9 protein-coding genes and 1 pseudogene are annotated in these 14,362 nt (G+C 62.1%); 2 read left to right on the top strand and 8 right to left on the bottom strand.

What is annotated here, in order from left to right; all coding sequences use genetic code 11:
* Positions 1-135: 135 nt before the first annotated feature.
* The 6 genes and pseudogenes from M2342_RS02755 to M2342_RS02735 form a co-directional block, all read right to left on the bottom strand.
* On the bottom strand, positions 136-3,141 hold the full coding sequence (locus M2342_RS02755; protein WP_264577941.1) for a TonB-dependent receptor: 3,006 nt from the start codon (positions 3,139-3,141) through the stop codon (positions 136-138).
* Between the two features lie 121 nt (positions 3,142-3,262).
* A complete protein-coding gene (locus M2342_RS02750) occupies positions 3,263-3,961 on the bottom strand; it encodes a FecR family protein (protein ID WP_264577940.1) in 699 nt (232 codons plus the stop codon).
* Positions 3,962-4,153: 192 nt separating this feature from the next.
* Positions 4,154-4,387 (bottom strand): annotated as a pseudogene (locus M2342_RS17070) (FecR/PupR family sigma factor regulator); the annotation flags it as partial.
* Positions 4,275-4,898: an RNA polymerase sigma factor gene (locus M2342_RS02745; protein ID WP_264577939.1), complete on the bottom strand. Its 624-nt coding sequence runs from the start codon at positions 4,896-4,898 to the stop codon at positions 4,275-4,277. The gene M2342_RS02745 and the pseudogene M2342_RS17070, both read right to left, overlap by 113 nt.
* 221 nt (positions 4,899-5,119) lie before the next feature.
* The gene (locus M2342_RS02740; protein WP_264577938.1) at positions 5,120-6,508 is read right to left on the bottom strand and encodes an MFS transporter; all 1,389 of its coding nucleotides are present in this window, start codon (positions 6,506-6,508) and stop codon (positions 5,120-5,122) included.
* Positions 6,505-9,297, bottom strand: a complete 2,793-nt coding sequence (locus M2342_RS02735; RefSeq protein WP_264577937.1) for a TonB-dependent receptor plug domain-containing protein — start codon at positions 9,295-9,297, stop codon at positions 6,505-6,507. Before M2342_RS02735 ends, M2342_RS02740 begins: the two co-directional genes overlap by 4 nt.
* Positions 9,298-9,616: 319 nt before the next feature.
* On the opposite strand from M2342_RS02735, the gene M2342_RS02730 reads away from it, so the two are divergent.
* Complete coding sequence (locus M2342_RS02730) at positions 9,617-10,102, top strand: MarR family winged helix-turn-helix transcriptional regulator (protein ID WP_264577936.1); 486 nt, start codon at positions 9,617-9,619, stop codon at positions 10,100-10,102.
* 804 nt (positions 10,103-10,906) lie between these two features.
* Here M2342_RS02730 and allB read toward each other — a convergent pair.
* Complete coding sequence (gene allB, locus M2342_RS02725) at positions 10,907-12,331, bottom strand: allantoinase AllB (RefSeq protein ID WP_264574223.1); 1,425 nt, start codon at positions 12,329-12,331, stop codon at positions 10,907-10,909.
* A gap of 25 nt (positions 12,332-12,356) precedes the next feature.
* On the bottom strand, positions 12,357-13,115 hold the full coding sequence (locus M2342_RS02720; RefSeq protein ID WP_264574222.1) for an SDR family NAD(P)-dependent oxidoreductase: 759 nt from the start codon (positions 13,113-13,115) through the stop codon (positions 12,357-12,359).
* A 239-nt stretch (positions 13,116-13,354) separates the two neighbouring features.
* Between M2342_RS02720 and M2342_RS02715 the strand changes: the two genes are divergently transcribed.
* Entirely contained in the window at positions 13,355-14,344 is a 990-nt protein-coding gene (locus M2342_RS02715) for a LysR family transcriptional regulator (RefSeq protein ID WP_181560790.1), read from the top strand.
* The last annotated feature ends 18 nt before the right edge of the window (positions 14,345-14,362 follow it).

Here is a 14,362-nt window from a genome sequence, read left to right as displayed (position 1 = left end):
CCATCGCGACCATGCGTCCGCATTGCCATCCACCGGCTGCCCGGCTAGCGGCGCGGTCAGCAGGAAAAGGAGGACAACAGCGCGGAGGGCATGGCCTGCAAGGGTCATTTCAATCTCCCGTGGATCAGATCGCAATCAGAACTGGAAGCGGGCGCCAGCGCGGAAGGACCGGCCGACGACGTCATAATAGGTTTGGGAAATGCCGATCTGGGCGCTGCCGATCCCAGTTCCCGCCGACGCGTAGGGCGCTGGCGCCTTGTTTGCGACGTTATCCACTGCGACATAGAGCTTCACCCCGTCCGACAGGCGATAGCTTGCGCCAAAATCGACGTAGAACGCCCCATCGACATGGTTGTTATCGACCGTGCGGTTCGCGATGGTAGAGGTTGGGCAATTGGTGGCGCACTCGATCCACGAAGCGTTCAGCACGCCATCGCTAAAGCCTCTCCCAGTGATGGAAAGGGAGAGCGGCCCCTTGTCGAACGCGATTTCTCCAAGATAGCGCCAGGTGGGGGTACCGGTATTCACGCCAAGATCTGACGTCGTGGATGAGATGCCGTCATCCAGGCTGCTTTCCAGATAACGCGTCGCCAGAATGCGGATGCTCAGCTTGCCCGCCCCCCAAGAGGCCGAGACAGCCTCCAGCGGGATCCGATAGCCCGCCTCAAAGTCCAGCCCGCGCACGCTCTGGCGGCTGAGATTGATCGGACGGCGGAATACTTCGGTCATAAAGCCATCCGCATCGCGCTCGATCAGGTCACAGATCACGCTGTTGCCCTGATAGCATTGATTGACGATCGTGCTGGCTGCCAGCGTCGTGATGGCGTCGTTCACGACGATATCGAAATAATCCACTGAAGCCGAGAATCCGGGGACGAAGCTGGGTTGCAAAACCACGCCCAGGTTAAGAGTATCCGCCTTTTCCGGGCTCACTGTAGGGTTGCCCACCGTGGTCTGGAAGACCGTATAGGCTTGGTCATTTTTGAATGGGTCCACCAGCGTCGTCGTGTTGGTCTGCCCGGCCTGGAACAACTCGGAAAGATTGCCTGCCCTGATGTCACGGGAGCGCGTTGCGCGAAAGCGGATGTCGTCGATCGGCGCCCAGGTGAGGCCAAGTTTCCAAGTCGTCACATAGCCCGATGTGCTGTAATCGGTCGCGCGAACCGCGGCATTGAGGTCCAGCGATTTCGCCCACACCATATCTTTGACCAATGGCGCGACGATCTCGAGGAAGGCCTCCTTGACCGTGTAGGCGCCGGAAATCGGCTTGTAATTGCCTGCCCAATAGCTGTTCACGAGCGAGAGAGGGTCGCTTTCGCCCTGTTCCGCTTCCCGGCGGTGTTCAAGGCCGAACGCCAGGGAGACCGGACCTGCCCAGGTGGCGAAGGGCTCGCCCCGGACGGTTGCAGATACGACATCCTGCGTGATCTGGGCGTTGAGATAGCTGTGGCCCATCACATAATCCAGCGCGGCCCGCGACGCGACGCCGGTCCCCAGAATATTCAAGGGCACACAGCCATTCGTGGGGTCGGTCAGCGTGGACCGGCAGACGATAGCGCCACTGCTGTTGCGCACGGCATCTCGCGCCTTGGTGTAATTGGCGGTGATCGGGATGTTTGTGCCATTATAGAATTTGCTGATGTTGCGGTTGGCCCGCACGATCCAGTTCCACTCCGTGCCGAGTCCATTGACCGTGCCTTCCGCGCCGATGGCATAACGGTAAAGGTCGTGTCGGGTTTCGGTCACGATCCCGCCGATCGCTGAGTTCCATGTGCCCACGTTCAACGTCGTGACCTTCGCAGCGTCCATTGCCTCACCCACCTCTGAGGGCAGGAATGCATTGTCGCGCTGGATGATGATTCCGCCGAAGTTGAACATCGGCGTACCCGTCGTCTTCGTCTTTGCCTCAACGAACGAAAACTCGCCAAACAGCTTAACGGCATCGGCGACATCATAGCTCAGCCGCGTGAATACGCTGCGGTGAGATAGTTCCGGATCGAGATTCTGCGGCCCATTGCCGAAATCGGTATAGCGCCAGTCACCGCCCACCATGAACGGGTTGCTGACAGTCGATCCATAATTAAGCTGGGCGGGGGTACCACCCTCGCCAAAATAGAGGCCCTGCAGAGGCCCGGTCGTCACGATGGCGCCGGGTGCCACCGTCGTGTAGCCGACATTATCCCGCACCAGATAATAGGGCTGACCGTTTGTTGCAGAGTAGCTCGGGTTCACCAGGGTCTTGCGACCGCGATACCAGTCGCGCGGCATGCCTTCGATGCCTTCACTGTACCAATTCTCGCCGCTGACGAGGACATGCCCGCGACCACCCGCAAAATCCGTGCCTGCACTCAAGGAAATCTTGTAGTTTCTGTCATCGCCATAAGTGGTCACCCCGCCCTGGACCTCGCCCCGGACGCCCGTGAACTCCTTGTCGAGCACATAATTGACCACGCCTGCCACAGCGTCTGATCCCCAGGCGGCCGATGCGCCGCCAGTCACGACGTCCACGCGTTTTACCAAGCCTCCCGGAATGGAATTGGCATCGACCAGGCCGTTGAGCGAGGCCGCCGGCAGCCGCTGGCTATCCAGCAGCACCAGGGTGCGCGTGGCGCCCAGGTTGCGAAGGTTCAAGCTGCTTATACCCATGAAGCCGCCGCTGATGTTGCTCGCCGTGTTGCGCGGATTGTTGCTGCCTGCCAGTGCTGGCAGACGGCTGATCTGCTCTGCGAGATTGACCTGCGCGGCACGTTCAATCTCCTCCCGGCCAAGAACCGTGAGGGGCGTCGGTGCTTCATATCCGTCGCGCACAATGCGTGATCCGGTGACCACCAGCGCCGCACCATCTTGCTCTTCGTCCCCGACGAGGATGGCGACCTCGCCATCGAAGGAGCGGACGGTGAGGCCTGTGCCGGCTACCAGCCTGTCCAGTGCAATGCGGGGGTCCAAGCTGTCCCTGATTGCGTTGGTCGTGCGACCTTCGGCATGGCGTCCTGCAACGATGATCTGAATGCCGGCCTGACGGGCAAATTCCTTGGCGCCGCTCGCGGCCGATTGGGCAGGCAGATCAAATTGACGGGTTTGCGTCTGGGCCTGAACCTGCGACGGCAAGATTGTCGCGACGGCGAGCGCAACAATCGACACAGAATTTCGAGAAAGAGGAAGATACATTGCCGAACCCCTGAATGTTATGAATTACAATCGGGATGACTGCTCTGAACTATATTATCCGTCACTCGAATAATATTAATTATTTGAGAATTTTTTACTTCAGTTTTATGACATTACTGCTCTTGTCATAAACCAGCTCCGCCCCAGCAACAGCAGCAGCGGCCCGGGCGAAACGATCGGGCTCGCTGGCCCGGAACAGCCCGACAATCTTGATCTCGCCTATCGCCGGATCGGTAATGATGATCTTGGTCTGGTTCACGCGATTGAACCGCTCGGCAGCAGCCGCAATGGGCGTGTTATCGAGCGAAATCTGAGCGATGACCGGCTCGGGAGCCACTGGTCTGGCAGGCGCGCGGGAGACGGCCGCTCTCGGTCCTGGATCAAGCGATAGCTTGCCGCCTTGGTGAAGCAGCACGGCTTGATCCCGCCCATCGCGCGCCCACACAAGCACGCTGCCCTCCGTCACATGAATCGCGCCGCCCGTAGCTCCGATGCGATTGACGGAATAAACCGTGCCGGTTGCCTGGGCATAAACATCGCCGGATTGCACCACGAACGGACGGGTGGCATCCTTGGCTACCTCGAACACCGCCTGCCCGCTGATCAACCTGATTTTGCGTACTTTGGCTGACATGTCGTATACGATATCGGCACCGGCGCGTAGATGGGCGACCGATCCATCCTGCAGTTTCAACACGCGAACAGCAGAAACATTAAGGTCTCTGGCGGGCGAAGCCGGTACCCTCGCGCTAAACAAGCCCGTTTGGGCAACGATCGCGATGGACGCTGCCAAAGAAACGCCGCTAATGAGCGAGCTCAGCAGCCAAGCCGTTGCCCGCCGCCCCGGCGCGCTGTGGTCTTGCGCATCGTCGTTGGACGCAGGCCGCTCAGAGCCCGGCAAGGCGGTGCCAAATGGCTCGTGCGCGGGGCCATGTGGATGTGGTGCGCCTCCTCCGAGCGCATGCATCCCAGCGCAGCAGCGAAGATATGCGCCTCTGTTCCGACGATCTGCAGCGAGCCATGCATCAAGCGTCACGCGATCCGCCGCCGATATGTCGCCGGAGGAAGTCCGCACGGCCCAACGGGCTGCCTGATCGTTTCTGCTTTCAGTAGGGCCGGGGCTTACCAATCCGTACAACCTCTCTGACTTTCTGTTCTGGGGGGGCTGCTTGCGGCCCGACGTCCATCCCGGTCGTCCTTTCCGCCGCAGCGTCCTCATCGGTCATGGTTTTGAGCATCTTTTTCAACCCACGCACCATGTGATTCTCAACAACATGCTCACTCACCCCGAGACGCTTTGCCGTCTCTTTTTGAGAGAGGCCTTCGAGCCGCCGTAACTCGATCACTTTGCGGCACGTCTCTGAAAGAGTGGACAGCAAAGCCTGTACGCGCCCCAAATCCTGGCGCGCTTGCAGCACACGATCTGCCAGGGGCCCCTCATCTACGACGTCAAACCATTCCGTTTCCGTCATGAGGATGACATTTTTTGATTTGGCCCGCCTGGCCAGATCGACCGCTGCAGCATGCGCTGTGCGATGAAAATAGGAAAGCGGCTGCTCGATATGGTCAATCGACTGGAGAGAAGACAGGCGGCAGTAGGCCTCGTGCAGCACGTCCTCCAGGTCGACCACGCCACGCCATCGCCGGGCAAGCGCCGTCCTCACCCGCCCCTCGTAAGGCAGGATTTCTCGCGCCACCCACCGGGCGATAGCATCTTGTCGCTCCACCATCGCGCCAGCCCTATGGACCGATGCCCGTGACAGATTGATGAAATTGCTGAGCGGGGCGGGGCAGCCGACTGGAAAAACCGCGGTGTGTTTCGTGGGTGCGCGAACTAAAGAAGCCCGGCAATTAGAGCGCGATATTGGGTGAGTGAGAGCTCAGGATGGCAGCCCATCCTCGCTAAAATCCTTTTCAAGATCATTAGTTTATTGGCGCCCTCCGAACCCCTTCAGCGTGACGGCTCCCCAAAACCAGAACTCCTTACAGCCTGAGCATAAGGTTTGATCGCCAGATACATGAGCGCCGCCCCGCCGGGGGCCATTACGGCGGCGAAGAACGCCATCGAGTAGCGCAGCATGCTCTCGTCCTTCAGCAGGAAATCGGTCACCAGCGCAATGAGCAGCGGCCCGAGGCCATTGCCGATGACACTGATGGTGAAGAGATACACCGCGCTAATCTGGGCGCGCATCTCGCTTGGCGTCACCATCTGGATCGCCGCATTCTGCGCAGGGGCGCTGGCGAGGCCGATGATCGACGAGATCATGCCGCAGAAGAAGGCGAGCCAGGGGCTGGGCATGAGCGAGGTGGCGATCGCGAAAGGAGCGGACAGGGCTTGCGAATAGAAGCAGACCCGCGCCATCGCATCGGGATTTCCGCGCTTGCCCATATATTCCGCGAACCAGGTGCCCAGCGTCAACGCAATCGGAGTGGAGATGAGGAGCGACAGCGCCAGCAGTGGCCCGATCTGCGCCGGTCCCCAGCCATAGGTGCGCTCATAAAAGGCCGCGCGCCACGTCATGAGGCCCGTCGTCTCGATCGCGCCGATGCCGATGCTGAGGAACAGTGGAAGGAACAATATGCGGTTTGACAGGAGATACGCCCCCACCTCGCGCAGTGGTACGCTGCCCTTGCCGCGGCGATTGCGGCGCACCGGCTCCCGCACGGTGACGAGAAAGAGCAAGGCGGTTGCCAGCCCCGGCAGGGCGCAGACGAGGAAGACGAGCTGCCACTCGCGCATCTCGCCCAGAACCGGGATATGGACCGGCCCCATTCCGGCAAAGAACGCCACCAGCAGGCCACCGGCCAACAACGCCGTGGCCTGACCGGCGCTGATGCCGAGCTGATAGACCGCGAAGGCACGCGGCAACTTTGACCGCGGCACCATGTCCGAGATCATCGACATGGACGAGGGGCCGGCGACGGACTCCGCGCCCCCGACGACGCCGCGCGCGAAAAACAGCCCGCCGAAGCTCCTGGCCATGCCACAGAGCGCAGTGGCCAGGCTCCACACCGTCAGGCCGGCCGTCAGGATCATCTTGCGGCTGCGCTGATCCGCGACGCGAGCCATCGGCAAGCCGACGACCATATAGGCCGACGAAAAGGCGAAGCCGATGATGAGGCTGATCTGGGTATCGCTCAGCGCCAGGTCGCGCTTGATCGGCTGGACCAGCAGGTTGATGATGTTCCGGTCGACATTGGAGAGCATGGTCACGAAGGCGATCAGCCAGATCGTGTACCAGGCGCGGGCCGGCGACGGCCAATCGTCGCCGGCTCCAGACGCGCCGGCCGATGCCGGCTGCGTCTCACCCTTGGCTTGCGTGCCGACCGGCTCGCTCATCGCTTGAGGCGCACCCCGACGCGGAACGCGCGTCCGACCTGATCGAACAGCACCTGATTGGTGATGCCCACCGCGCTGGGCGCAATCGGCGGATCCTTGTCGAACAGGTTACGGATCGCGATGAAATATTCGAAATCGCTACGGCCGGCCTTCACATTCCAGCCCAGCGTGAGGTCCGCATAGAAGCGGGCGGCGACGCGATTGGTGCTGATGCTGTTCGCGAGGCCGACACTGTAGCCCGCATCCTCGGGGCCGACGAACTCGACGAGGAACTTGCCCTCGGGAATGTAGCGGCCATGCGCACTCACGCTGAAAGGCCCGGCCTTGAGGGTCGCCATGCCGTCCAGCACATAGTCCGGCACGCCGGGGGTGTTGCTGGCGCGGAAGCCGGTCTGGCCGGCGCGGTCGACCGAACCGGCGCTGTCGATGATCATGAGATCGAACGTCTTGGTCGCCAGCAGCCGCAGGTCGAGCGATGCGGCGGCACCGATGCGGGTGCGATAGCTCGCCTCGATATCCAGGCCCCGGGTCTTGAAGCCATTCACATTCTGCAGACGGTCGTTGATCAGCGTCACTTCGCCTGCCCCGTTCCGCGTGATCAGTGGGCAGAACTCGGTCGCGTTGTTCACCAGACAGCGCGTCGCGATGGTCGATGAGCCGATCTGCGCGATCGCGTCGTTTACGCGGATATTGTAATAATCGATCGAGAGGTTGAAGCCGCGCAGAAACGACAGGTTGCTCAGCACCACGCCGGCCGTGAAGGTATCGGCCTTCTCCGGGCGCAGGGTGTTGTTGGAGCCCGAGACGATTTCGATCAGGCCCTGCTTGCTCGTCACCGGATCGGTGAAGGACGAGAAGCTGCGCGTGACCGAGCCGAACAGCTCGTTCACATTGGGCGCCCGGATATCGCGAGAGAGCGTGCCACGCAGGCGCAGGAAATCGACCGGCTCATAGACGCCGCCGAGCTTCCAGGTGGTGACCGCGCCGCTCGTGCTGTAGTCGGTGCGGCGCGCGGCGCCGTTCAGCTCCAGGCTTTTGCCCAGCGCACTGTCCTTAAGCAACGGCAGGACCGCCTCAACGAATGCTTCCTTGACCTCGACCTTGCCGTTGGAAGCAGCGAAGTTAGAGACGTAGAAGGCGCCGGTCGGCGAGAGCGGGTCCGTCGAGCCCTTCACCTCGTCGCGGCGATATTCCGCGCCGGCCGCGAGCGACAGCGGGCCGGCCCACAAGTCGACGAGATCGCCCTGCACGTCGAGCGCAGCAACCTGTTGGGTGATCTTCAGGTCGAGCATCGATGTGCCGGTGACATAGGCCAGCGCCTCCTGACTGAAGCGGCCGGCGCCGATCAGGTTGAGCGGCTGGCAGCCATTGGTCGGGTTGGTGAGCGTCGAGCGGCAGATTGGCGTGCCGCCGGGGCCGGTGGTGACATCGGCCGCCAGCAGCAGGCGCGAGCGGATGAGGTTGTTGGTCGCTTCCTGATGATAGGTGCTGCGGCCATATTGATAGTAGGCGTTCCACGTCCAGCTATCGGTGATGGCGCCGGAAAGGCCGCCGACGATACGGAAGGCAGTGCTCTTGGTCGCGCCGCGGGCATTGCCGAGGTCGAGCCCGGCGCGGCCCATGTTGAACTGGGTGATGCCGTTGGCATCCATGACGTCCGTGACCGACCGGGGGAGATACGGATTGTCGCGGCGGACCGGACCGATCAGCGAGCCTGTGCTGTCGCGCAGCTGTGCACTCACCGAGAAGGCGCGGACTTCGCCATAGGATGCTTCCAGCGTGGCCTTGAGCGCGTCACTGAATTCATATTCGGCATGGCCATAGGTGCTGAAGCGCTCGACCGGCACCTTGAGAAGCAGGCCGGCGAGAAAGGCGTTCTGGCCTTTCCCACTGCCGCCCTGCTGAAACAGCGAACCCGCGAGCCTGCCGACCTCGTAGGGCGCTGTCGTCCCATCCGGCAGGAACTGCAGGCCCTTGAGGGGGCCATTGCTGAGGATAAGGCCGCCCGGGGCTATGGTGGCGGTGTGGACATTGTTGAGAATGCTCAGCGCCGGGGCGCCCGCACCGGCCGCGCCAGCCGGGCGGCCGACAAGCGTCCACTCCTGCGCGCACAGCGAGCGGGCCTGATAGCAGTCCGCCAGGCCATCATTGTCTTCATACTCCCCGCCGAACACGACGTGGCCCCGGCCACCGGCGAAGGATGTGCCGCCGGCCGCCGAGAGGAAGATCGTGCGGTCGTCGCCGCGCTGCGAGATGCCCGACTGGGCCTCGGCCCGAAGGCCATCGAGCTTGTTGTTGAGGATGAAGTTCACGACGCCCGCAACCGCGTCCGAACCATAGGCCGCCGAGGCACCGCCGGTCACGACGTCAACGCGATCGATGAGGATGCCGGGGATATAATTGGTGTCGACCGTCCCGCGCGCTGTCGTCGGCACGAACCGACGGCCATTGACCAGCACCAGGGTGCGCTCGCTGCCAAGGCTGCGCAGTTCCAGCACGCGGGAGCCGACGGCATTGCCGGGCGTCGTCTGTGTGGCGGAAGGGCTGGAGGTGGCCCGAAAGCTGGGCAACTGGCTCAGCACGTCGCCAATATTCGTCGCGGCAGTCGTCTCGAGTCGGTCGCGGCCAATCGCGGTGACGGGAGTCGGCGCGGTGAAGCCGCCGCGCGTGATGCGCGAGCCGGTCACGACGATCTCCTGCGAACCGGATGCGGCCCGATCCTCGGCCTGCGGTGCTGGACCGCCCTGATCCTGCGCGTGCGCGGCAGAGGCCACGCCGATCGCAGCCATCGCCAGAATGGCCGCAGAATTTCTCAAAACCCGAACTCGTTGACGAAGCGCCAGCATTGCAATCCTCTCCCCAGTCTCTGCCCATATCGTTCGCCCGACCGCTTCCGTGTGGCACGGCGTAGAGCACGTATGGACATGAATTTACCGCCCTAATGTTTAGGGCGACTAGTAATTCATATCCTATCTTTTAAAGTGAAGGCAATGGGTGTTGAAGCATCAAGACCAACAAGGCAGGAGGGCGATGATGGGAAGGTCGAAAGACGCAAAGGATTCGCCGAAAATCGTGCCGTTTTCCGCAAAGGAGGCGAAAGAGCGGTTCGTGCCAGGACCGCCGCCGGCCCGTGGCCAGGAACCCGGTTCGGATGCTGATTTGCGGGTGCAGATGTCGTGGTGGCTGGTCGGCACCGGCCGCGCGTGGCGCAATCTGCTGGATGAACATCTGCGCTTCGCGGGCCAGACACAGCCCCGCTGGCGGGTGCTCGCCTGGGCGCGACTGCAGCCGGGGATTACCCAGACCGAACTGGCGGAACATATGTCCGTCACCAGCGCCACTTTGGTGGCCATCGTGGACGAGCTCGTCCGTCAGGGGCTGCTTGAGCGGCGCGAGAGCAGCACGGATCGCCGGGTCAAGAACCTGCACCTTACGCCAGCGGCGCATCCGATCATCGAGGCGATCTCGCAGGAGGTCAGCGACATAAGGGACGCACTGCTCAGCGACGTCTCCCGCTCTGAGCTGGAGACCTGTCTCTCCGTCCTCCAGCGGGTTAGCCAGGCGATCGAAAATTATGGGCGAGGCAAGGGATAGAGCTCAGGTTGCTCCGTGCTCAGGACCCCGCCATGATGGCGGCGAGGCCAAGCCAATTATGCATACAGACGGACGCAATCGCACAGCGTCAAGACATCGCCGATCCGTTCCTCACGCAAAAATGATGCGGGAACAACCGGACAGGCTCTACGACGATCCAAGGCTCGATGCCTATTTTGAGGAAGCGCGTGCCACCGACACCGATCTTCGCGTGGCCGAGACAAATCTGCGGTGGGCAAGTGCGGTTGTGCAGGAGGAGGAGGCGGGTAAACGGTCAGCGCTGCCGTCACAGGCCATGGCCTTGGCACGCGTTCACATGTCCAGCGGCGGCATTTCCCGGCACATTCAGCTATGCGCTCGGATTTGGCACTGCTTATTCGGCTGACCTGGCGGGCTGCGTCCGTCGCGGATTAAAGGGGGCGAGCGCTCAGGCAGAAGCGGCGGTGACCGCGCGCGATCAGGTGCGCGTCGTTGTCGCCGCCGGTGTAACGCGCAGCTAAAAGCGCACCGTGACGGCCAAAGCAACTGTCGCCGAAGAAGTCGCCGGCTCTTCAAGCAGTTTCGTAACGTGTGTGAGAGTGGTGCTCGATCATCGACGATTACCGTCGTGTGTGCCTAAAGACTTCTGCGGTCATATCCGTCAGGCCCTGTGCATTGTCGAATAACCAGGCACGTCCACCATCCCCCCGCCGGGCGGAGCCGCGCCTCGCGGACGGTAACTGCCGCAGAACAACGCGATTAGATACTGAAAGCGACGGCGCTCAATCGCTTGCGCGAAATCGGCGCCATCGTAGCCCCCCAAGCTCAGTAACGCTTGCCTCGCTTTTCGAGAATAGCCTTGGTCGTGGTGTGGGTATTGCGCGGCGTCGGCGCAGGCATCTGCTGAATGCGCCGCACGTTGAGGCCGTGGCCCATCGCGCTCGTCACCAACTCTCCGTCACGCATCACGAAGCGTCCGCGCACCAGCGTATGGATCGGGGCACCCTTGGTCTCGTAACCCTGGAAGGGCGTCGAGGAGCCCTTGGACTTGAGCAACGCGGAGTCGACCTTGACCGCCTTCTCCATGTCGACGACGACGATGTCCGCATCGGAGCCCGGCAGCAAGGCGCCTTTGCGCGGATAGAGGCCGAATGCCTTTGCTGGCGCCAGCGAGGTCATGCGGACATATTGCGTCAGCGTCATCCGACCATTGGCGATCTGGGTGAGCATCAGCGGCATCTGTGTCTGCACACCGGTAAAGCCGCAGTCGGCCCTCCAGATGTCATCATTATGCTTTTCTGCATGGCTGTGCGGCGCATGGTCGGTGGCGATCATGTCGATCGTGCCGTCCGCAACGCCCTGCCAGAGCTGCTCTTGATGGACCTTCTCGCGCACCGGCGGATTGACGCGGATGAGCGACTTCTTCTCGGTATAAGCGCGCTCGTCGAGCAGCAGATAATGGGGGCAAGTCTCGGCCGTGATGTCGACACCGCGGGCTTTCGCCTCGCGCAGCGGACGCAGTTCGTCGCCGGATGAGACGTGCAGGATGTGGATGCGCGCTCCGGTCCATTCCGCGAGAATGGCCGCTCGCGAGACCGCTTCCACCGCGACGACGGGCGGGCGGGCGTCGAGATGCGCCAGCGGGTCGCAGCAATCCTGCTCGCGCAGCTTCTTCGAGCGACGCGCCATGATCGAGGCATTCTCGGCGTGCAGCGCCACGCGATAGCCGTGCTTTGCGACGATCTCGAACCCTTCGAGGATCGCACCGCTCGGCGGGGATGGGAGGTTGCCGAAGGTGTTGCCCATGAAGCATTTGAAGCCGGCGACGCCGCCCTCGATCAGTGCCTCGAGCTGGTCGAGATTATCCTCGCCGAGCAGGCCGTAGATGCCGAAGTCGACATAGGCCTTCTTGGCCGATTCCAGCTTCATGTTGAGTGCTTCCACCGTGCCCGTCGGCGGATTGGTGTTTGGCATCTCGAACACGGTGGTGACGCCGCCCATCGCAGCGCTGGCCGTACCGGTTTCCCAGGTTTCCTTGTGCGTGTAGCCGGGATCGCGGAAATGCACATGCGCGTCGATGGCGCCGGGGAGAATGTGCTTGCCGGTCGCATCGACCACCTCGGCGGCCTCGGGCATCGCCTCCCGCGCTCCGATGGCCAGGATGAGGCCGTCCTTGATCGCGATCGAGGCGGGGAACATGGCGCTGTCGGTGACGATTGTGGCGCCGTTGATGACGATATCGGCTTTCATGGCGGGTTCCATGGTTATGAGAGGATCAGAGAGCGGCCCAGCCACCATCGACGGGCAGGTCGATGCCGGTGATCTGGCGCGAAACGTCGGAGGCGAGGAACAGGCAGGCATTGGCCACGTCCTGCGCGCTGCTGATGCGGCGCAGCGCATATTCGGCAGCGTGCTCGGCGATGATTTCCTCTTCGCTGCGCCCGGCTGCCTCGGCCATACCCGGCATCACCTTGGTGCGGAAGCGCGGACCATCAACCATGCCGGGCGCGACGATATTCACGTTGATATTGTAAGGCCCAGCCTCGATCGCCGTCGACTTGGTGATGCCGCGCAGACCCCATTTCGAGGCGGAGTAGGCCATGCGGCCGGCGCGTCCATGCATGCCGAAGGTGCCACCGACATTCACGATCTTGCCATAACGCCGCGCGATCATGCCGGGCAGGACGGCCTTCATCATCAAAAAGCAGCCGCCCATGTTGAGCTTGATGATTTCATCGAAACCTTCCGGCGTGGTCTCCCAGGCGGTGTCGCCGACCGGCCCTGTGCCGCCAGCGACGTTGACCAGCACATCGACACGGCCATGCGCCGTCTCGGCCTGGCTTACCGCGGCCTCGCAGTCGGAGGCGCTGGTGACGTCACAGCGGATGACGGTGACGGAGGCCTTCGGGCCAATCTCTTCCTTCAGGGTCTCCAGCGCGGTCATATCACGGCCAAGGATGACGATCTTGGCGCCTTCACTAGAAAAGGCCTGTGAAATTGCAGGACCCATACCTTTCCCGGCGCCTGTAATCATCACAACTTTACTATCGAGATCGAGATTCATTGCCCGCCCGTGACGTTATTGTTCGAAAATAGACCAGAATCAAAATTGATATTGACTTCTGTTATTCGATTCGACTTTAAAGAGGTGCGTTTCGACCGAAGCCGACTTCAAAGACGATATTCGATACATCGGTGCATAAGGGATGTGCCGGTGACCAAGTGGTGCTAAACCAGGGGCATGGTGTAGCCGAAAATCGAACGGAGTCGCTGATGGCGCTACGCAACCAGAGGATCTGGCAGTATATCGATGAGGTCGCGCGCGTGGGTTCGGTCCGTCAGGCGGCCGAGCGGTTGAACGTGACGCCCTCCGCCCTGCTCCGCCGCATTCAGGACGTCGAGCATGACCTGAACGCCGTTATTTTCGAGCGACACACCTCTGGCGTCCGCCTCACTGCCGCCGGCGAAGTGCTGATCAGCTGGATACGGATGCAGACCTCCGAATTGCGGCGCGTCTACTCGCAGATCGAGGAGCTGGAAGGTCTGCAGCGGGGCGAGGTGCGCATTGCCTGCAGCCAGGCAGTCGCCCGCAGTTTCGTCCTGCGTCACATCGTCAGCTTTCGCGAAAAACATCCCAATGTGAAGTTCAAGCTCTCCGTGACCGATCACAGCACGGCGGTGCGCGCATTGATCGATTATGAAATGGATATCGTGCTGATCTTCCGTCCGCTTCGCTCGTCGGAGCTTCACCCGATCATGTCGATCGGTCAGGGCTTGGTGGCCGTCATGGCGGCGGACCATCCGCTCGCCCAGCATGAGGTGCTGCGTCTGCGGCAATGCGCAGAATATGACGTCGCCATGCCGGACATGGCCTTTGGCGGGCGCGAAATCGTCGAGAACCGGCTGCTCTCAAGCTCAGCCAAGCTCAATGTAGCGGTGGAAGCCAACAGCTTCGACTTTCTGGGCGAACTGGTTGCCGGCGGCGATCTCATCACCTTTCAGATCGACATTGGGGCCGATGTCTGGCGCCATGATCCCCGGTTCGCGGTGCGCCGGATCAGCGACATCGACCGGACCTACGGGCCGCTGGTGCTGGGGCAGCTCAAGGGCCGCCCGTTGCCATTGGTCGCAGCGAAGTTCGCCGAGCAGATGGCACGCGATCTCCATGAATGCCGTTCCCTGCCGACCCTGCCGGGGGCGGCGGAATGGTCCATGGATGAGGACGATGACGATGCCGCCCACGGGTTCACGCTCGACGCCTGACCGGCATGGCCGACCAGG

It is taken from the genome of Sphingobium sp. B8D3A (assembly GCF_025961995.1).
Classification (GTDB): domain Bacteria; phylum Pseudomonadota; class Alphaproteobacteria; order Sphingomonadales; family Sphingomonadaceae; genus Sphingobium.
Note: the sequence above shows the minus strand (reverse complement) of the source record. Positions and strands in the feature narration are given on the sequence as shown.